Annotated in this window: 18 protein-coding genes; 8 read left to right on the top strand and 10 right to left on the bottom strand. The window is 64.8% G+C overall.

The genetic code is table 11. The annotated features are described in order from the left end of the window. The 4 genes from HV823_RS19345 to HV823_RS19330 all read left to right on the top strand — a co-directional run bounded on the left by HV823_RS19345 (position 1) and on the right by HV823_RS19330 (position 3157). Complete coding sequence (locus HV823_RS19345; RefSeq protein WP_176951388.1) at positions 1-819, top strand: ABC transporter permease; 819 nt, start codon at positions 1-3, stop codon at positions 817-819. Positions 820-833: 14 nt separating this feature from the next. Beyond that, on the top strand, positions 834-1580 hold the full coding sequence (locus HV823_RS19340) for an aspartate/glutamate racemase family protein (RefSeq protein WP_176951387.1): 747 nt from the start codon (positions 834-836) through the stop codon (positions 1578-1580). Next, a complete protein-coding gene (locus tag HV823_RS19335; RefSeq protein WP_176951386.1) occupies positions 1577-2425 on the top strand; it encodes a GNAT family N-acetyltransferase in 849 nt (282 codons plus the stop codon). The genes HV823_RS19340 and HV823_RS19335 overlap by 4 nt, the downstream gene beginning before the upstream one ends. A 183-nt stretch (positions 2426-2608) precedes the next feature. Continuing rightward, on the top strand, positions 2609-3157 hold the full coding sequence (locus HV823_RS19330) for a flavin reductase family protein (RefSeq protein WP_176951385.1): 549 nt from the start codon (positions 2609-2611) through the stop codon (positions 3155-3157). A 24-nt stretch (positions 3158-3181) separates the two neighbouring features. Here the strand turns inward: HV823_RS19330 and HV823_RS19325 are convergent, their stop codons facing one another. The 10 genes from HV823_RS19325 to HV823_RS19280 form a co-directional block, all read right to left on the bottom strand. Continuing rightward, positions 3182-3895, bottom strand: a complete 714-nt coding sequence (locus tag HV823_RS19325; protein ID WP_176951384.1) for an HAD family hydrolase — start codon at positions 3893-3895, stop codon at positions 3182-3184. Next, the gene (locus HV823_RS19320) at positions 3885-6266 is read right to left on the bottom strand and encodes an aldehyde dehydrogenase family protein (protein ID WP_176951383.1); all 2382 of its coding nucleotides are present in this window, start codon (positions 6264-6266) and stop codon (positions 3885-3887) included. The genes HV823_RS19325 and HV823_RS19320 overlap by 11 nt, the downstream gene beginning before the upstream one ends. 9 nt (positions 6267-6275) lie before the next feature. Beyond that, the gene (gene deoC, locus HV823_RS19315; RefSeq protein WP_176951382.1) at positions 6276-7229 is read right to left on the bottom strand and encodes a deoxyribose-phosphate aldolase; all 954 of its coding nucleotides are present in this window, start codon (positions 7227-7229) and stop codon (positions 6276-6278) included. 27 nt (positions 7230-7256) lie between these two features. Continuing rightward, on the bottom strand, positions 7257-8228 hold the full coding sequence (locus tag HV823_RS19310; protein ID WP_246301792.1) for an ABC transporter permease: 972 nt from the start codon (positions 8226-8228) through the stop codon (positions 7257-7259). Positions 8229-8250: 22 nt separating this feature from the next. Beyond that, complete coding sequence (locus HV823_RS19305; RefSeq protein WP_246301791.1) at positions 8251-9744, bottom strand: sugar ABC transporter ATP-binding protein; 1494 nt, start codon at positions 9742-9744, stop codon at positions 8251-8253. Next, the gene (locus tag HV823_RS19300) at positions 9741-10727 is read right to left on the bottom strand and encodes a sugar-binding domain-containing protein (protein ID WP_176951380.1); all 987 of its coding nucleotides are present in this window, start codon (positions 10725-10727) and stop codon (positions 9741-9743) included. The genes HV823_RS19305 and HV823_RS19300 overlap by 4 nt, the downstream gene beginning before the upstream one ends. 2 nt (positions 10728-10729) lie before the next feature. Next, entirely contained in the window at positions 10730-12241 is a 1512-nt protein-coding gene (locus HV823_RS19295) for an FGGY-family carbohydrate kinase (RefSeq protein WP_176951379.1), read from the bottom strand. A 65-nt stretch (positions 12242-12306) separates the two neighbouring features. Next, entirely contained in the window at positions 12307-13329 is a 1023-nt protein-coding gene (locus HV823_RS19290; RefSeq protein WP_176951378.1) for a galactitol-1-phosphate 5-dehydrogenase, read from the bottom strand. A gap of 100 nt (positions 13330-13429) precedes the next feature. Further along, on the bottom strand, positions 13430-14413 hold the full coding sequence (locus tag HV823_RS19285; protein ID WP_176951377.1) for a substrate-binding domain-containing protein: 984 nt from the start codon (positions 14411-14413) through the stop codon (positions 13430-13432). Positions 14414-14849: 436 nt separating this feature from the next. Further along, positions 14850-15575, bottom strand: coding sequence for a GntR family transcriptional regulator (locus tag HV823_RS19280; protein ID WP_176951376.1), 726 nt, complete (start codon positions 15573-15575; stop codon positions 14850-14852). 154 nt (positions 15576-15729) lie between these two features. Between HV823_RS19280 and HV823_RS19275 the strand changes: the two genes are divergently transcribed. From HV823_RS19275 to HV823_RS19260, 4 genes are all read left to right on the top strand, one after another. After that, positions 15730-17049, top strand: coding sequence for a M20 family metallopeptidase (locus tag HV823_RS19275; RefSeq protein ID WP_176951375.1), 1320 nt, complete (start codon positions 15730-15732; stop codon positions 17047-17049). A gap of 26 nt (positions 17050-17075) precedes the next feature. Beyond that, on the top strand, positions 17076-18626 hold the full coding sequence (locus HV823_RS19270) for an ABC transporter substrate-binding protein (protein ID WP_176951374.1): 1551 nt from the start codon (positions 17076-17078) through the stop codon (positions 18624-18626). Positions 18627-18690: 64 nt separating this feature from the next. Continuing rightward, positions 18691-19638, top strand: a complete 948-nt coding sequence (locus HV823_RS19265) for an ABC transporter permease subunit (RefSeq protein WP_176951373.1) — start codon at positions 18691-18693, stop codon at positions 19636-19638. Next, positions 19631-20455, top strand: a complete 825-nt coding sequence (locus HV823_RS19260) for an ABC transporter permease (RefSeq protein ID WP_176951372.1) — start codon at positions 19631-19633, stop codon at positions 20453-20455. Before HV823_RS19265 ends, HV823_RS19260 begins: the two co-directional genes overlap by 8 nt.

Here is a 20455-nt window from a genome sequence, read left to right as displayed (position 1 = left end):
ATGCATCGCGAACCCCGCAGCCGCGAATTCTATGTTCTGGCGCTTTTCTTCGCGCTCTTCGTCGTCTTTCTCTACGGACCGCTTTCGGCGATTGTCATCCTCTCCTTCCAGGGGCCGGACGGCGGCCTGACCTTCCCGCTGAACGGCATGTCGCTGCACTGGTTCGGCAATCTTCTGGAGAAGCAGGCGGTCGGCGATTTCGGCGGCAGCTTCCGCCGTTCGCTCATGCTCGGGCTGATGGTGATGGCGGTGACCGTGGTGATTTCGCTGCTTGCCGGGCTCGCCTTCCGCCGCAAGTTCTTCGGCGCCACGCCGCTGTTTTACCTTTCGGTTGCAAGCCTCGTCGTGCCGTCGATCATCATTTCGCTTGGCATCGGCGTGCTATTCCAGCAATTCGGCCTGCAGCCGGCGTGGTACAGCTCGGCCTTCGGGGCTCATCTCACCTGGACCCTGCCCTTCGGCGTGCTGATCATGTTCGCCGTCTTCAACCGCTTCTCTCCCACATACGAGGAGGCGGCACGCGACCTCGGCGCCAGTTCGTGGCAGACCTTCCGCCATGTGGTGCTGCCGATGATCGCGCCGAGCCTGATCGGCGTCGGCCTGTTCGGCTTCTCGCTGTCCTACGACGAATTCGCACGTACTCTGATGACTTCGGGCACCTACAACACGCTGCCGCTGGAGATCTACGGCATGACCACCAACGTCACCACGCCGGTGCTCTATGCGCTCGGCACCGTCACCACCCTGTTCTCCTTTCTTGTCATTGGCGGCACGGTCGGCACCATCCTCTACCTCAACCGGCGCAGGGCGCGGGCCTAGGGAATTCTGCAGTCATGCGCATCGCCGTTATCAACCCCAACACCACGCAGTCCATGACCGCGACCATCGCCGATGCGGCTTCGCGCGTGGCGAACCCGCTGACCGCGATCGTGCCCATAACTTCGGCATCCGGCCCGGCGTCGATCGAAGGTTACTATGACGAGGCGCTGGCCGTGCCGGGTCTTCTTGTTGAACTCGCCAAGGCCGAGCGCGCCGGAGCCGACGCCGCCATCATCGCCTGTTTCGACGATACGGGGCTCGATGCGTGCCGGGCGCTCGCTGAAATCCCCGTGCTCGGCATCTGCGAGGCCGCGGTCGCCGCAACCTCTTTCATCGCGCGGCGCTTCACCATCGTCACGACAATGGAGCGCTCGCGCCTTCCCATCGAGGATCTCGTCCATCGCTACGGCATGGGCGGCCGCTGCAAGGTGCGCGCCGCAGACATCCCGGTCCTGTCGCTGGAGGATCCGCGCTCGAATGCGCGCGACCGTCTGCGCCGCGAGATCGGCGCTGCCCTTCGTGACGATCGCGCGGAGGCGATCGTGCTCGGTTGCGCCGGCATGGCCGACCTCGCAAATTCCCTTCGCGCCGAATTTGGCGTTCCGGTTGTCGACGGCGTCGCCGCAGCCGTCAAACAGGCGGAAGCACTCGTGGCACTGGGGCTGCGCACGTCCAAGCGCGGTCCCTATGCGGCGCCGCTGCCAAAATCCTATAGCGGCGCGCTTGAATCATTCGCGCCGCAGGTCATCCTGTCGGCATGAGCACAACGATACCCGTGATACGGACACTGACCCTTCCCGAGGTGGCGGAGCTTCTGGACTGGGCTGCAGCCGAAGGCTGGAATCCAGGACTGGACGACGCGCCGGCCTTTCATGCCGCCGATCCGGCGGGCTTCATCGGCGCTTTCGTCGAAGACAGGATGGTGGCCGGCATCTCCGCCATCGCCTACGGGGCCGATTTCGGGTTCATCGGCCTCTACATTTGCCGCGCGGATGCACGGGGCAAGGGTTACGGCAAAGCTGTTTGGGATGCCGGCATGGCGTACCTTGCCGGCCGCACGATCGGTCTCGATGGCGTTCCGCAGCAGCAACAGAACTATGCCAGCATGGGTTTCCGGCCCGTCTACGAGACCTATCGCTGGTCGGGCCGCCCTGCGCTGCCGGCCTTTGCTCCGAGCGGGACCTTCGTCAACGCAGCGCCTGACCCCCTGGCGTCGCTCTCCGCCTTCGACCGGCGCTTCTTTCCCGCGGAGCGTCAGGCTTTTCTCTCGAAATGGCTCGCGCCGCCGCGAATTGCACGCGTCCTGCTTCGGGATGGAAATGTTTGCGGCTACAGTGTCGCCAGGCGCTGCCGGGAAGGCTACAAGATCGGCCCGCTTTTTGCGGTCGATACGAGTGGAGCTACGGAACTGCTCGCGTCGCTGGCGCAGTCGTGCGGACCGGACCTCATTCAGCTTGACGTGCCGGAGACAAGCGCGACTTTTGCAGCCGTTCTGGAACGGTCAGGCATGCAGAAGGGTTTCGTGACTGCGCGCATGTACCGGGGAGCCGCACCGTCCGTATCTCACGAAGGAGTTTTTGCGGTTACCACGCTGGAACTGGGCTGATCGAGGCCGCGTTCATCCGGCGGTGCCGCAGACCCGGCGCGGCTCATCAGCGCTCGGGCAGATGGTCTCCAATGCGGCCGTGGTTGCCAGACTGACAGTCAGGCAATGCATGAGATGCATATCCGGACTTCCATTCTCCGACGAAATGCTGCCTTTAGCGAAGGCTCGACGACGGAGACGGAAATGAACACGGCCAATCTCACAAACATCGGCTTCAACGACGACCACGGCGCGCGCGCCATCGTTGATCCGGCTCTGTTGAAGACGGCCATGCGCAGGGTCTCCGGCGCGGTCTCGGTGATCACGGCCGGCGCCGGCCCGGATCGCACGGGCGCGACGGTCACGTCCGCCACGGCGCTGTCCGTCGAACCGCCGACGATGATCGTCAACATCAACCGCGCGTCCTCCAGCTTTCCCGTCATCAGCCGCCATGGCCACTTCTGCGTCAACATCCTGGCGGGAGAACATCAGGAAATCGCCAACCGCTTCGCCGGACTTGGCGGGGTCAAGGGCGAAGCGCGCTATGAAGGTGCCGCCTGGACGACACGGCTCAGCGGTGCGCCGGTCCTGGTCGGTGCGTTGGCGGCCATCGACTGTGAAGTCGAGGAAATCATCGAGAGGCACAGCCACGGCATCATCATCGGCCGCGTCCTGGAGGTCACGATCGGCGGCGGGCAGTCGCTTGTCTATCACAACGGCCGATATGGCGGTTTTTCGCCGCTGGCAGGCTGATAGGCGGCGGCTTTGCCCATGGCGTCAGCGTGCCTCGATCATCACCTGCAATTCGGCGTGATCCCCCACGCAGGCCGTGGCGCCCGCCTGTATCAAAGTCTCCCGATGCCGGGTGCGGATGGGATCGAGATGCGACCCGCCGAGAAAGGCCGCACAGGGCATTTCCGCCGCCACGGCCGCCATGACGCCGGAGGGCGCGTCCTCGACCACGAGGCATTCGTGCGGGGACGTGCTGCGGGCGGCGGCGGCGTGGAGAAACAGGTCCGGCGCCGGCTTTCCCCGTGCCACCATTTCCGCGCTGAAGGCGCGGCCCTCGAAGCGTGATGCCAAGCCTAAGCAATCCAGGGCGAAGCGGATGCGTTCGACGCTTCCGCCGGACGCGATGCAGTAGTCGATGCCGAGGCGATCGAGCAGGTTGAGCGTTCGATGCACGCCGGTCACGGCAACAAGCTCGGTCGAATAGCGCGAGAAGAGCCGGCCATGCCAGACGTCTGGGAAATCCGGCGCGCAAGGGCGGCCCGATTTCTCGCTGATATAGGCCATGTGGCGTGCCGTTGACATGCCGAGGAAGAGGGCCCTCGCCTGTTCGTAGCTCGTCTCGGCTCCTCGTGCCGTCATCTCCGCGGCAAGCTCCTCCAGCGCAATAGTCTCGCTATCGGCGATCACGCCGTCGAAATCGAAGATGACCAGCCGGGGACGCCGAAGCACCCCGGCCGCCGCCGCTCGTTCACTCGCCATAGGGCAACCAGATGGTTTTGAGCTGGCAGGCGCGCCGGAGGAATTCACTGCCCTGCCCCTGGCGCGGATCGCGCCAGTCGCGCAGCCTGCCGTGATCGACCCACGTCGTCTTCAGATTGCCGGCAGAGGCGGCCTCGACCATCCTGGAGCCCTCGTCGTCGCCGCAGTACCAGACCGCGGCTACATCGTCGTGCTCGGCAAGCGTCTTGGCCAGTACGTCGCGCTCACCGGTGAGGAGATTGACGACGCCTGCGGGAATGTCTGATGTCTCGAGCACCTGGTAGAGACGCGTTGCGACGAGCGGGTGGCTCTGGGCGGCGATCGCGACGACCCGGTTGCCGAGTGTGAGCGCGGGCAGGATCAGCGACAAGAGCGACAGCAGCGGCGCCTCGTCTGCGGCGACGACGCCAACGGTGCCATAGGGCTCGTTGACGGTCATCGTCACATGTCGCGACTTCGTCGCCGTAACGGCGCCATCGAACTTGTCTGCCTGAGCCGCGTACCAGAAGGCGCGCCGGATCGCCAGTTCCACCTCCTCCTCGGGCTTCGGGCTTGCCCCGGTTACCGCGAGCGCCGACACGAACTCGGCGCGACGCTGGCTCAGGTTCTCGGCGAGGAAATAGAGTACCTGGGCGCGATTGTGTCCGGTGACACTTCCCCAGCCCGTTGCCTTGTTCGCAGCTTCCACGGCATTGCGGACGTCCTTGCGATTGGCGAGGCCCGCCTGCCCGATCGCCTGGCCCGACTTGCCGAAGACGGTGTAGCTTTGCCCGCCGTCGGGCCGGACCTGCTTGCCGCCGATATAGAGTTTCGCCGTCACGTCGATGTCGGGCCGCTCGGCCTTGCCGGTAAACGGCACGACCTGCGGCTGAAGCGCTGGCGCAGGCCGCGTCTTGCCCTGCCTGTCTGCGGGTATCGTGAGGTACTCGAGCAGGCCGGAGCGCCCGCCCTCGCGGCCGAAGCCGCTTTCCCGATAGCCGCCGAAAGGTGCTGCCGCATCGAACAGGTTGGTCGCATTGATCCAGACGACGCCGGCCTTCACCCGTGCCGCCATCTCGATGGCGCGGTTGACGTTCTCGGACCAGACCGAAGCGGCAAGCCCGTAGCGCGTATCGTTGGCGAGCGAAATCGCCTCGTCGAGGGTTCTGAAGGTCAGGCTGGTGGCGACCGGTCCGAAGATCTCGACCTGTGACACGGTGTGGGCCGGTGCCGTTCCGGTGAAGAAGCCGGGCGCGCAGAAGGCGCCGCGCTTCGGCAGATCGACGGGGGCGAGATTGAGGGTTGCTCCCTCGGCCTCGCCGGTCGCAAGCAGGCCCTTGATGCGGGCGAGCTGTTTCGGCGACACGACGGCGCCGATGTCCATGGTCTTGTCCAGCGGGTCGCCGACGCGCAGGGTGGCCATGCGGCTCTTCAGCTTCTCGAAGAAGCGCGGGGCAATTCCCTCCTGCACGAGGATGCGCGACCCGGCGCAGCAGACCTCGCCCTGGTTGAACCAGACGGCATCGACTACCCCTTCGACCGCCGCATCGAGATCGGCATCTTCCAGCACGATGAAGGGTGACTTGCCGCCGAGCTCCAGACTGAGCTTCTTGCCCGAGCCGGCGATCTGGCGGCGGATGATCCTGCCGACATCGGTCGAGCCGGTGAACGCGACCTTATCGACGTCCGGGTGGCCGGCGATCGCCGCCCCCGTCTCGCCGTCGCCGTGGACGATGTTGACGACGCCCGGCGGGAGGCCGATCTCGCTCAGGAGCTCTGCGAACGCGTAGGCGGTCATCGGCGTGAGATCCGCAGGCTTGATGACGACGGTGTTGCCCGCCGCCAGAGCCGGCGCGACCTTCCAGGCCAGCATCAGCAGCGGGAAGTTCCAGGGTATGATCTGGCCGCAGACGCCGACCGGCGCATGGTTCGGAAACTCGTCGGCAACGAGCTCGGCCCAGCCGGCATGGTGATAAAAGTGCCGGGCGACGAGCGGGATGTCGATGTCGCGCGTTTCGCGGATGGTCTTGCCGTTGTCCATGGTCTCCAGCACGGAGAAGAACCGCTCGCGCTTCTGGATATGGCGGGCGATGGCGTAGAGATATTTCGCGCGCTCGTGGCCGCTCAGCGCCGACCATTTCGGCAGCGCGGCCCGGGCAGCACGCACCGCAGCGTCCACATCGCCGGCATTGGCCTTGGCGACCCGGCCGATCACTTCTTCGGTCGCCGGGTTGGAGACCTCGATAAGGTCACCCTCGGCCGTCGTGAATTTGCCGTTGATATAGTGGCCGAGCCCGGCCGAACGGGCTTGGAGCCAGGCCTTGACTTCGGAATTACTCTCGGGTGCGGGGCCATATTCCATGGTTTGCATGATGTCCTTGATGGAAGGCATGGTCTTTCCTCAGGCCAGCGCGTGGCGGTTGGCGGCCGAGTACCGGCCCGTGACATGGTGTTCGAGCTGGCGTTCGATATCGCCGAGCATGGAGGACGCGCCGATTCGGAAAAGATCCGGCATCATGAAGCGGGTGCCGAGCTCCTCCTTCATCAGGATCAGCCAGTTCATCGCGTCCTTGGCAGTCCTGAGGCCGCCGGCCGGCTTGAAGCCGACCATCTGGCCGGTCCGGCCGCAGTAGTCGCGAAGCGCGCGGACCATGGTCAGCGACACCGGCAGCGTCGCGCTGACGTCCTCCTTGCCGGTCGACGTCTTGATGAAGTCCGATCCGGCCTGCATGGCGACCATCGCGGCCTTGTAGACGTTGGTCAGCGTCTTCAGGTCGCCGGTGGCGAGGATGGCCTTCATGTGTGCTGCGCCACAGGCCTCGCGCATCGCCCTGATCTCGTCATAGAGAGCGGCCCAGTCGCCCCTCAGCGCGTGCTCTCGGGTGATGACGATATCGATTTCCTTCGCCCCCTGCTCCACGGCGTAGCGGATTTCTGCCAGCCGCAGCGGCAGGGGCGTGAGGCCGGCGGGGAAGCCTGTCGCGACCGAGGCGACGGGAATGCCCGAACCTTCGAGCGCTTTCACCGCATGCGCCACCATCGTCGGATAGACGCAGACCGCGCCGACGGTCACTTTCTCGATGCCGAGCGCTTCGAGCAAGTCCGCGCGCACCGGCGCCCTGGCCTTGGCGCACAGGCGCTGGACGCGGCCCTCGGTGTCATCGCCGGCAAGCGTCGTCAGGTCGATGCAGGTGATCGCCCGCAGGAGCCAGGCGGCCTGCCACTCCTTCTTGACGGTGCGACGCGTCGGCAGGCTCGTCGCACGCCGCTCAGTGGCGCTCAGATTGACGGCATGGCCGTCGAACCAATCGAGCATGAGGGGAGAACCCTCCGGACGGGGGAAATGTTTTGTCATGGCAATGTCCAGCGTTGGGCGGCGGGGTCAGGCCCGGCCGCGGCGGATGTCGATGAAACGATTGAGCAGGATGGCGGCGACGATGATCAGGCCAGTGACGGTCATCTGGTAGAATGAGCCGAGGCCAAGCAGGTTGAAGATGTTGCGCAGCACCTGCAGCAGCATCACGGCGAAGAAGGTGCCGAGCACGCCGCCGCGGCCGCCGAAGAGCGAAGTGCCGCCGAGGACCACGGCCGCGATGGCATCGAGTTCCAGCCCTTGCGCGGCGGTCGGCTGGCCGATGCGCAGGCGTGAGGTGAGCAGAATGCCGCCGAGAGCGCTCATGATGCCCGAAACGGTGAACACGAGGACGAGGATGCGCTTGGTCGGCAGGCCGGAAAGGCGGGCCGCCTCGGCATTGCCACCCGTCGCGTAGACGGATTCCCCGAAGACCGTGAAGCGAAGGAGCGCGCCGGCAGCGATGCAGAGAACGATGAAGATCAGCCCCATCGAGCTGATCTGCGCGCCCGGGAAAAGCGGGATCATCGTGGACGAGATCGCTCCGAAGCTTGGCGGCAGCCCGGAGACCGGCACGCCGTCGGTCAAAAGGTAGGTGATGCCGCGGAAGGAGACCAGCCCGGCAAGCGAGACGATGAAGCTCGGTACTTCCGCCAGCGCCGTGATCAGTCCGATTGTCGCGCCGGCAGCCGCGCCCGTCAGGATGGTGATGGCGATCGCCGGCAGGATCGGCATGCCGCCCGCGAGCAGCACCGCGACGAGCATGCCGCACAGCGCAACCACGGAGCCGACGGAAAGGTCGATGTTTCCTGTCAGGATCACGAAGGTCATGCCGATCGCGACCACGCCGACGACGGCTGCCTGCTGAAACAGGTTGGCGATATTGGTCGGCGTCATGAAGTTTGGCGACAGGATCGCGGCGATCGCCACGACAACCAGGAAGATGAAGATGAAGTTGTATTCGATCGCCAGATCGATGAGGCGGCGTCCGGAACGCTGCATGGGCGGAGCTCCCGTCACGGTGTCAGTCATGGTGATGTTCTCCGAGAATCTGATGCTTCAGGATCGTGTCCTGGTTGGTGATGGCCGGATCGAACCGGGCGATGTTTCGCCCCTCGTGGAAGACCCAGATGGTGTCGCAGGCCGCGTAGAGTTCCTCCAGCTCGGACGAGGCGACGATCACCGCGGCACCGTCCGCAGCCAGTTCCTCGACCAGCCGGTAGAGGTCTGCCTTGGCGCCGATGTCGAGACCGCGCGAGGGTTCGTCGAGCAGAAGCAGGCTCGCGCCCTTGATGATCCACTTCGCCAGCACGACCTTCTGCTGGTTGCCGCCGGAAAGCTGGATGACCTTCTGTTCCGGTGCGCCGTATTTGGTGGACAACTGCTTGAGGACGGGGACGGTTTTCGCCTTCAGTTCGCCGTGCCGGGCGAGGAAGTTGCCTTGCATCGCGGGCAGCGTCGCGTTTCGATAGATTGGCGCATCGAGAATGAGGCCTTCGGTCTTGCGGTTCTCCGGTACGAGGCCGAGCCCGGCCCTGATCGCGTCGCGCGGGGCCTTCGGCCGGTAGGGCCGGCCATCGAGCGACATCTTCGCCTCGCAGAGCTCAGCGCCGAAAAGCGCCTTGAGGAACGAGGTCCGCCCGGAGCCGTTGAGGCCGGTCAGCCCCGAAATCTCCCCGCGGCGAAGTTCGAAATCGCGGATGTCGAGGCCCTGCGCCGCCGTCAGCCGGTCGACCTTGAGGAGGACATCGCCCGTCACCGGCGGGCGTTGGCGACGCTCGACGAGCGTACGGTTGCGGCCGAGAATCGCCTCGACGAGCGCGCTGTCGGGGGTGCCTTCGACATCGAAGGTCTCGATCGTCTGACCGCCCCGCAGGACCGTCACGCGATCGCCGATCTCCCGCAGTTCGCCGAGCCGGTGGCTGACATAGAGAATGGCCACGCCCTGTGCGGTGAGTTCGCGGATGACGCGGAAGACGGCCTTGAGCTCCGTCTCGCTAAGCGCTGCCGACGGCTCGTCCATGATAATGACCTTGGCATCGCGGGTCAGAGACCTTGCGATGGCCGTCAGCTGCTGGTTGGCGATCGACAGGCTGCCCACCCGGTCTTCCGGCGAAAAGTTCGCGCCGACGCGGATCAGCGCCTCTTTCGCGCGGTCACGGCGCGTCCGCTTGTCGAGAAAGCCGAAACGCTGCGGCGGATGGCCGAGGAAGAGGTTTTCGGCCACCGTCAGCTGCGGCACCAGGTCGAGTTCCTGGTAGATCATCGATATTCCGGCGGCGGCGGCCTCCGCCGGCGCGCGGAAACTCACTTTGTGACCATCGACGCGCATTTCGCCGGCGGACGGTGACAATGCGCCGGCAATCAGCTTCAGGAACGTCGACTTGCCGGCGCCGTTGGCGCCCAAAAGGCAATGCACCTCGCCCTTGCGGACCGAGATATTGGCGTCCGCGAGCGCCACGATGTTGGGCGGGAATCGCTTGGACAGCCGCTCGATGCGCAGTACGTCCTCCATCATGCAGTCTCCTCCAGTATGCGCCGCGCCGTCCCCTCGTCCGTGACGAGGTCGGTGACGTAGCCGGCCCGCAGGCAGGCCGCCGCGATCAGGTGCTTGTCTTCGCCGGCTGCGACCCCGATCACCCGCTCTTTGCGCACAAGGGCATCGAGCCGCAGGCCGATGGTTCGGTCGTCCAGATGCGGGTCGGCGATCCTGCCCTCCCGGTCGACGAAGCGCCCCATGATGTCGCCCACCGAATTCAGCTTTCTCAGCCGCGCGATGTCGTCCTCGTCGAGATAGCCCGAACCGAGCAGGACGGACTGGTGGGTCAGCCCGCCGAGTCCGAAGCAGATGACGGGCGCCTCGTCGGCCAGGCTCAGCACCCTGTCGATGATCGGATCCTGTTCGAGTGCGTCCCTGGTCGAACGCGATCCCATGATGGCGGGGACTGGCAGCAGCGTCGCCCGCCCGCCGGCGGACTGGGCGATTTCCTCCGCGACGGCCGAATTGCGGCTCGTCGTCGTCGTCAGAGCCGTGGATCCGTTGACCAGAACCACATGCAGCCCGGGGCACCAGTCCTTCGGCAGGGCCCGGGCGACCGCGGCCATGGTACGCCCCCAACTCACCCCCATCAGGGACGGCTTGGGGCTCAGGCTGGCAAGATGGGTCGCCGCCGCCTGCGCGACGCTGTCGATGATGAGGCTCGGATCCTCGATGTCGCCGATCGGCACGACGATCGCTTCGCGGACGCCGAACTGGCGCTGCAATTCGACTTCAAGCGAGGTCCGCCGGCCTGCGCGCGGGGTGATCTCGATGCGGACGATACCCGCCTCCTTGGCCTCGGTCAGTAACCTTCCGACCTGCCAGCGGGTCAGCCCGAGTTCCGTCGCGATGTCGGACTGGGTGCGGTCGAGATCGTAGTAGAGCTTGGCCACCTGAACCATCAGGTGATCACGTTGCTCGTTGATCGGCAGCCGCGCCGAATAGGGATTGCGTTCGGCCACGTTCAGCCTCCCATCTGCCGGCGGGCGAGTTGGTGCAGCACCGGGCGCAGCTGCTCCGTGGCCTCCTGATAGAGGGGCAATGTACGCGAGAACCATTCGGCCCGCGCGGGATCTGGGGTCAGCTCGCTTGCCGGAGCGGCGCACGCCCGTGCCGCCGTCTTCAGGTCGGAGAAGACGCCGATCGCCGCGGCCGCGGCCACCGCCGTGCCGACCAGCGAGAGATTGTCCTCGCGCGCCACCTGGACCGGCAGGCCCAGCGCGTCCACAGTTGCCTGAAGCCAGGCCGCATTCTTCACGATACCGCCGGCCATCATCACGCGGTCCACCGCCACGCCGCGCGCCTTCAGCACGGACAGGACGTTGGCCGAACCGAGCGCGAGGGAATCGACCGCGGCGGCGTAGATGTCCGCCCGCGTGTGGCCGAGGGTCAGCCCCATCAGCGCGCCGCGCAAGGCTGCGTCCCGATAAGGCGTGCGGTTGCCCATCATGTAGTCGAGCGCGAGAAGGCCTTCGGAGCGGCCGGGCGATGCCGCAACCTTCTCGATCAGGGCCGCGTGACCGGCCTGATCGAGGCCGAACATTTCGCCGGCCAGCCAGTTCAGCATCGAACCGGCGGCCACCTGCCCGCATTCGACGAGCCAGTGCCCGTCGGTGAGGGCGTTGGGATAAGGTCCCCAGAAGCCGGAGACGTCCGCCTCCTCCGCCAGTTGAACGAGCTGCACGATCGACGTGCCGCCGATGAACAGCATGCCGCCCGGCTCGACGGTATCGGCGCCGAGAATGCCGATATGGGCATCGATGCCGCCCTGAGCGACGATCGGCCGGTTTTCAAGGCCGAGGTCGGCCGCCATGGCTGCACGCATCGGGGCGATGACGCCGCCCACCGGCACGATGCGCTGCGGCAGGCGGTCGATGAGGTCCGCTATTCCGAGGCTCTCGTAGATTTCCGGGACGAAGCTGTGCCCCTCGCTGTCGTAGTTCCACTTGCAGGCCGCGTTCATGCGCGAGCCGACCCATTCGCCGGTCATGTCGAAGTTGACGTAGTCCAATGCCTCGCAGACGACTTCCGCCTTCGACCATAGTTCGGGTTGATGGCGCTTGAGCCACATCGATTTCGGCACCAGCCACTCGACGGCATCGGAGCCGCCGCAGAAGCGCATGGCCGGATGCGTCAAGCGCGCGGTTTCACGCGCTTCGGTTTCGGCGCGGCAATCCATCCACAGGATGGCCGGGGAGAGCGGCGTGCCGTCGCGCAGGCAGACGGCGACGGTCGAGGCGGTCGTCGCGGTGCACACCGCATCGACGGTCCTGCGCCCGGTCTTTTCAAGGACGGCGCGACCGGCAAGGCGCAGCGCTGTGCGCCATTCGTCGGGTGACTGCTCGGCCCAGCCGGCGCGAGGATAACGTGTGGCATAGGGGGCATCCGCCTGTCCCAGCATCTGTCGGCGGTCGGTGTCATAGACACCCGCCCGCACGCCCCCTGTGCCGAAGTCGAAGCTCAGAATATGAGCCATGTCCTGATGTCCTCCTCAAACGTGCGTCTCAGACGGCCCCGGCCTCCTGCTTCCGGGGCGCATCGTCACGGACGGAACATGATCTTGGAGAAGAAGAAGCCGCGATCGGTGCGAAGCCGTTCGAAAATGCCGGGCAACTCCTCCAGTCCCAGCTCGTGGGTGATCATGAATTCCCATTTCAGGGCGCCCGACGCAAGCTTGTCGAGGGTCACGGTCCACTGCGCGCCCGGATAGGGGGCGCCGAAGGAGTTCCATGAACCATGCAGCGAAACCTCCTGACGCAGGAAATGCTGGAAGGCGGCGTTCGAGAGGGGAACCTCGCCGACCGGTATCCCGATGAAGACCACGTGCCCGCCGGGAGCGGCGAGCTTCACCGCGGCGTTGATCGAGCTCGGATGGCCCGCCGCCTCGACGATCACATCCGACAGCAATGTTTTCGGCAGCTCGGCGCCCGACAGCAGCGTTTGGGTCGCACCGGCCTGCCGCGCAAGTTCAAGCTTCTCCTCGGAGACGTCGATCGCCACCACCTCGCGCGCGCCCATCAGCAGCATCCACTGGATCGCAAAAAGCCCGATCGGGCCGCAGCCGATGACGGCACCGCGATCGCCCATGCGCGCCCCGCCCGCCTTCCAGATGGCGTGAAGGGCGATCGATGCCGGGTCGACCATGGCGGCGGCACGGGGATCACAGCCTTCCGGGGCCTTCAGGAGGTTTTCGACGGGCGCACAGACCCACTCGGCATAGGCGCCGTCACGGCGCGAACCGAAGTAATCGTAATCTCTGCAGCGCGAGAAGTTTCCGGTCGCGCACTGGTCGCAGGTGCCGCACGGCAGCATGGGCGGCACCGTCACGAGCTCGCCCTTGGCAAAACCGCTGACACCGGGGCCGATCTCCTCGATGTGCCCGGAAAACTCGTGACCGCAAATGATCGGCATCTTGTGGGCGCCCTTGACCAGCATCCGCGGCAGGTCCGACCCGCAAACGCCGACGGCGGCGACGCGCAGGAGGACTTCTCCCGGGCCTGCCACAGGCTTTGCCACGTCTTCCAGGCGAATGTCTCCGGGGGTGTGAAGCACGGCTGCACGCATGTAAATCGATCCTTTGAATGCGACTGGGCAGTCGCCGGCCGTGATCGGCCGGCGTTCGTCAAGCAGGAGGGGCACATGGCCCCTCCCACCTTCTTGGGAGTTACTTGTTGAGGATCTGCGGACGGTATTCCGCAAACAGCGCGGCATGCGGGAACTGCCCGACATTTTCAGGCGTCACGAGCGCGGTGCCGGCATCGACGAAGGCGGGGACGGTCTTGCCGGCCGCCGCCTCGCGTGCGACCTGGATCGTGACGTCGCCCAGGTACTGCGGGTCGTTGAGGGCGGTCGCGACGTATTGTCCGCCGGCAGCCATCGTTTCCAGTGCCTCGGACAGGCCGTCGACGCCTGCGATCAGCACGTCGTCGCGGCCGTTTTCCTTGAGCACCTGCATTGCACCCAGCGCCATGTCGTCGTTGTGCGCGTAGACCACCTTCACGTCCGAATTCGCCTGAAGCAGGTCCTGCATCGCGGTGACCGCGTTTGCGCGAATGTACTCGGCATACGGCCCTTCGGTGATGGCATGGCCGGAGCCCTCGATGGCGGCGTGGAAGCCGTCACGGCGATCCATCATGACGGCGCCGCCGGCATCGCCCTGGATCTCGATGATCTTCGCACCCGTTATGCCGTCGGCCTTGAGCTTGGCGACGACAGCCTCACCGACGAGCTTGCCCATCACCTTGTTGTCGCGACCGACATGTGCGGCAACCTTGCCGCCGGTAACCGGGCGGTCGACGGTGATGACGGGAATTCCGGCAGCCGCGGCCGCTTCAAGCGAGGGCGCCACAGCTTCCGGGTTGACCGGATTGATAATGATCGCGCTGACGCCCTGGGTGATCAGATCCTGAATGTCGTTGTTCTGCTTGCTGACGTCGCCGTTGGCGTCGAGAAACACCAGAGTGTCGCCGGAGGCCTTGGCGGCGGCCTCTGCGCCGGTCTTCAGCTGCACGTAGAACGGCGACTGGAGGGTGACCTGGCTAAAGCCGATCTTGAGCCCCTCGGCGTGCGCTGCACCGGATACGGCGAGCATGGCGATGGCAGAAGCTGCGGTAGCCAGGCTGGCCAGAATTGTACGACGGGTTTTCATGCGGTCCTCCCGGATTGAAGCAAATGAACGATTGCCCTCCTCGGCAATCAGCATTTGTGATAATTATTCACTTATGCTGAATTCATGCCGACATGAACGGGTCCCGCTTGTCAACAGAACGCCTGTTGAAAATGCTGTTTGTGGTATAATGTGTTGTTTTAAATTGATTATTTATTGGATCACTAACCGCATCCGTCTTCCAGGTCAGAAGGGGCCTGGTTGCTTCGTCTGCTTGCATCGCGCTTAGATTGCGCAAAAAACCCGCATTTGTTGGATTGTGCAGCGCAAATGGTGCATTCGAGACCGGGCGCGGAACCGGGATGGTGCATCTAGCCGCGTGCTTCGATCAGCGGGCGAGGCAAACGCTCCAGACGAGCGGCGGATACAGCGGGAGTTGGTACGGGGATCGCGAACGATCCGCCTGCGGCGTAGCCGGCTATTTTACCTCGTGGACGTAGCGATGGTTCGCGGTGGTCGCGCGATGCGTCGAGATGAGTACCGGAACCGCGGACTGGTCATAGGCGACCTCGTCGATGGTCAGCACGGCCGCAGGCAGCTTCAGACCAAGCCAGCGCCCATCCTCCTCGGTGGCGAGATCGGCGCCGATCTGTTCGCGCACCGCCGATATGCGAATGCCATACTTGTCCAGGAGATGCAGGTAGAACAGTTGCGGGATCTCGTCCTTGTTCGCCGGAAAATTCGGCACGCTTTCCTGCGGGAGCACCAGTGTTTCGTGCATGATCGGCTTGTCGTCGACAAGGCGCAGGCGGTGGAAGCGATAGACCTGAGCGGCATTTTCCAGTTGCAGCCTGGCCTGCTCACTCTCTGTTGAGAGCCCGCTCACGAGCGACGTGACGATGGTGTTCGATTTCTGCAGAGAGCCGTCGAGCCCGTGAAGGCGGAAGTACTGGAAGAAGAATCGCAGACTGTGCTGCGGCGTGCGGCCGGTGACGACGGTGCCGGTCTTTCTTCTCCGGCTGAGCAGCCCTTCATTGGTAAGGTCGGTGAGCGCGCGCCTGATCGTTCCGACGGCAACGCCGTAGGTTTGCGACAGAGCGATTTCGCTCGGAAGCACCGCGCCGGCCTCCCATTTCCCCAGCATGATGGCTTCGCTGATCTGCCGTTTCACGACCTCGTAGAGCGGCAACGAGAGTTCCGACATTCTCAATGGTTCTGCTGAAGAAATAGGCATTTTAGACAATGATTTGCCTCTTATTTGGAGTTGACTCGCGGCTTCGGAGTTCTCATCATTACTATATAGTTTATATTAATGGTCATGGCGACGGGATATGTCGCGCTGACAAGGGTACATCGCAATGGCCACTCTGCTGGAGGAAACATCTGAACTTCGTCTCTCGACTGCCATGGCAGCGATTGAGCGCAATGTCGAGGCCGCCGTGGGGCAGCTCGGCCGCATGATCGAGATCGATACCTCGTTTCCGCCTGGCGAGGGCTATGAGGCTTTCGCCGACCTGATGGAAGAACTGTTCGCGCCGCTCGGCTTCGAAAGCCGGCGTGTCACTGTACCCGAAGAGCTCTGGCGTGTTGACGGCGGCCCGGCTTGGGGGCCGAGAACAAACCTCGTCGCCGAGCGCGAAACCGGCAAGCCGGTATGCGGCCTCTACTACCACGTCGATACGGTGCCGGTGTCTCCCGGCTGGACGCGCAATCCCCTGGCGCTCACCGTCGAGGGCGACGACCTCTTCGGTCTCGGCGCCGCCGACATGAAGGGGACGATTGCGGCGACCCTGCTGGCACTCGCGGCCGCGCGCGAGTGCGGGGTAGAGCTGCTGTACGATCCGATGCTGCTTCTGTGCACGGACGAGGAAGGTGGCCTTTACCCCGGCATCCGCTACCTGGCCGAGCAGAGGATGCTCAAGGGGCACATCCTGAACTTCAACGGTTCGGCTGCACCCCGCGTCTGGGCCGGCTGTTTCGGCATCTTCAATCTGCAGGTGACCATCCGCGGCCATGTCGTCCATGCCGGTGAAGGCAACCGCACCGGCGCGGGCATCAACGCCATCGAGGGCGCGTTGCCGGTGTTGAATGCCCTGGCCGCATTGAAGCCGGTCGTTGCAAGCCGGGAATCGAAGCTGGCGCCGCCGCCGCATGCAAGCGGCCCTCTCAGGCCCCAGCTCAACCTGTCGGCGATTGCGGGCGGAACGGCTGGCGGCCAGGTGCCGGCCGAAGTGAAGCTGCTCGTCAGCAGGCGCTATGCGCCCGAGGAGCGCTACGAGGACGCGCGCGGCGAAATCGAAGCCGCCATTCGCACTGGCGTCGAGCAGACCCCGGGCCTCGGCGTCTCCGTCGATCTCGTGGGTCACCTCGTGCCGACAAGCGATCCGGATGGACCGCACTGGCCGCGCTGGCAGAAGGCCCTGTCGCTGGGCTTCGGCTATAAGCCGGAGGACTTCAGGAAGTGGGGCGCGGCAAGCTGTTCCGACTTCGGCTACGTCCAGCAGGCCGGGTTTGCCCAGGAGGTGCTGCTCGGCGGCTTGGGGCGTCCGGAAAGCTGCATTCACAGCCCGGAAGAGCACACCACGAAGCAAGACATCATCGCGCTCGCAAAAAGCATTCTCGCCTATCTCGCACGGGACTTCGCCTCCGATCTCGCTCCGGAAAACCAGAATCACTAAGCCCACCATACAAGGGGAACTTCGACATGCTTGAAATGAACCGCCGCTTCTTCCTCGCAGGAACCGCAGCCCTGCTGGCGATGCCTTCCGCAGGCTTCGCCCTGGCCGCAGCGCCGGCCAAGGGCGGCACCTTGCGCATCTCCATCGACCAGGCCGCAAGCGTCATCCATCCGCTGCTGACCCGCGTCAATCCGGAATACATGATCACCGAACTGCTCTACAGCAACCTGACGCGCCTGAAGGGCGACATGTCGCTGGAGCCCGATCTGGCGGAGAGCTGGACGCCGAACGACGCCCTGACGGAATGGACCTTCAAGCTGCGCGACGGCGTCAAGTTCCACGACGGCTCGCCCTTCACCGCCGAGGATGTGGCTGCGACCTTCAAGGCGATTCTGAACCCCGAGACCGCTTCGCCCGGCCGCAACAATGTCGGCCCGATCGCGGATGTCGTGGCCGTCGATCCTGTAACGGTCCTCTTTAAGCTGACCACGGCCTATGCGGATCTTCCCGTCGCCGTTGCCTACCCGACGGCCCGCATCATTCCTGCCGCCATCGCCAATGGCGACCTGAAGAGCCTTTCGTCCAAGGCGGTCGGTACCGGCCCGTTCAAGCTTGCAAGCTATGAGCCGGACCGCCTGATCGCGGTCGAGCGCAACCCGGACTACTACGACCCGGCGCGCCCCTATCTCGACCGCGTCGAGGTGCAGGTGTTCCCCGACACCTCGGCCGAAGGCTCGGCGATGATTTCCGGCGACATCGACGTCATCTCCACGCTGCAGCCGACGGAATACCTCCGTCTTGACGGCAATGACGGCGTCGACGTCCTGCGCGTCGCCTCGGGTCAGTTCTGCAACATCAACTTCGGCTGCGACACGGCCCCCTTCAACGACGCCCGCGTCCGCCGCGCCATCGCCCTGACGGTCGATCGCGAGGCGATGCTCCAGTTCGTGACCGAAGGCTTCGGCACGCTGGGCAACGACACGCCGCTGAACCCCTCCTACCGCTTCTTCAAGGATATCGCCAGGCGCGAGAAGAACATCGAGGAAGCCAAGAAGCTCCTCGCTGAAGCGGGCTATCCGGACGGCTTCGAAGCCACGCTGATCGCCTCGGATCGTCCCGCCGTGCGCACCCAGCTTGCCGTCGCGCTGAAGGAAATGGCCAAGGAGGCAGGCGTCACCATCAATGTGCAGACGATGCCGCACGCCACCTATCTGGAGCAGGTCTGGAAGAAGGGCAGCTTCTATGTCGGCTTCTACAACATGCAGCCGACGCCCGACGGGATCTTCAAGCTGCTCTACACGTCCGATGCCTCGTGGAACGAGACGCGCTGGAACAACAAGGACTTCGACGCGCTGGTGGCGGAAGCCCGGGCCACGACAGACGAGGCCAAGCGCTCCGAGCTCTATACCAAGGCCCAGGAACTGATGAATGAAGAGGTTCCTTCGATCGTCCCGGCCTTCTTCGATGTCCTTGCGGCAAAGCGCAGCTGGGTGCAGGGCTTCGAGGCGCATCCGCGCGCATCCGTTTTCCGCCTCGACTACGTCTCCCTGACGGAAGACGCTCCCAAGCGCGGCTGATTGCACAAGAGCGGCCGGGCGCGCGGCAATCCGCGTCCGGCTCCCAACCGGCAAGGACGGTTCCGTGTCTCCAAACTACATCCTCAAGCGACTGATGATGATCGTCTACACGCTGTTCGTCGTGTCGCTCATCGTCTTCGCCATCACGCAGGTCCTGCCGGCCGATGCCGCGGTGATGATGCTCGGTGAAAACGCGACGGACGAGGCGTTGAACGCCTTGCGTCAATCCATGGGCCTCGACGCGCCGATCTGGGCGCAGTACGGGCATTGGCTGGGCTCACTGCTGCAGGGCGATTTCGGCACGTCCCTGCGCACCGGCCAGCCGGTCGGCCCGATCATGTTCGAAGCGCTCGGTCGCTCGCTGCTGCTGGCGGTGCTGTCGATCGGGCTGATGCTGGTGCTGGCGATCCCGCTCGGCATCATCGCTGCGATCCGGCGCGGCAAGGTTGCCGACATGGTCGTCAGCCTCGTTTCCTACGCCGGCGTGTCGCTTCCGGAATTTGTCACCGCGACCCTCGCAGTCCTGTTCTTCGCCGATCTGATGAAGTGGCTGCCGCCGACGGGCTACGTGCCGCTGACCGAGAATTTCGTCGACGGCATCCGCTATCTCGTCCTTCCGGTCTGCGTAATCTCGATCATCCTGATCGCGCATGTCTCGCGCATGGTGCGTTCCGAACTGGTCGATGTCCTGCACACCGATTACATCCGCGCTGCGCGGATGAAGGGCCTATCCGGCGGCACGGTGCTGCGACGCCACGCCCTGCGCAACGCTCTGCTGCCGACCATCACGATCGTCGCCCTTGACGTGGGATATCTGCTGGGCGGGGTCATCGTGGTGGAAGAAATCTTCGCCATCCCTGGCATCGGCCGGCAACTCATCGTCGCCATTCAGGCGCGCGATCTCCCGGCAATCCAGGCGGGTGTTCTGATCATGGCCGCCACCTACTCCATCGTCAATTTCGTCGCCGACATCCTCTATGCCTGGCTCGACAAGAGGATCCAGTATGATTGAGTTCCTGAAACGCCTGCTGCGCACGCCGCAGGGCGCCATCGGCGTCACGCTGGTGGCGCTGGTGCTGGTGGCCGTGGTTCTCGGCCCAACGCTTGCGCCCCATGATCCCGAGGCGCTGTCGCCGCTTGCCCGCTACAAGGGGCCGAGCACGGCCTTCTGGCTCGGCACGGATCAGTACGGCCGCGACATCTTCAGCCGTCTTCTGATCGGCGCCCGCGCGACCGTCACCATGGCCGTGTTCGCCACCATCGTCGGAACGCTCATCGGCGCCATCGTCGGCACCGCGTCGGCATTCATGGGCGGGCGCGCCGACGAATTCATCATGCGCACGATCGATGCGGTCATGTCGATCCCTAGCCTGCTGTTTGCGCTGCTCATCGTCAACCTGCTCGGCTCCAGCACAATCAATGCACTGGTAGCCGTCGCGATCGCCTTTGCGCCGGGCATGGCGCGCATCACCCGCAGCGTGGCGCTGGCCGTCCGCAAGCAGGACTACGTCAATGCGGCGATCGCCCGCGGCGAAGGCTCCTCCTACATCGTGATGCGGGAAATGCTGCCCAACGTCATCGCGCCGATCGTGGTCGAGATGACCATCCGTGTGTCCTTCGCCGTGATGCTGTTTGCAACGCTGAGCTTCCTCGGCCTGGGCGCCCAGCCGCCTGCCGCCGAATGGGGGCTGATGGTCTCCGAGGCCCGGAGATACATGCACCTGAGCGCCGGCATTCTCATCTGGCCGAGCGCCGCCATCGCAATCGTCGCCGTGGGCTTCAACCTGCTTGGCGACGGCCTGCGCGACGCGCTCAATCCGCGGACGTGA

Origin of the sequence: Mycoplana rhizolycopersici (genome assembly GCF_013378445.1) — a bacterium.
Taxonomy (GTDB): Bacteria; Pseudomonadota; Alphaproteobacteria; order Rhizobiales; family Rhizobiaceae; genus Mycoplana; species Mycoplana rhizolycopersici.
Note: the sequence above shows the minus strand (reverse complement) of the source record. Positions and strands in the feature narration are given on the sequence as shown.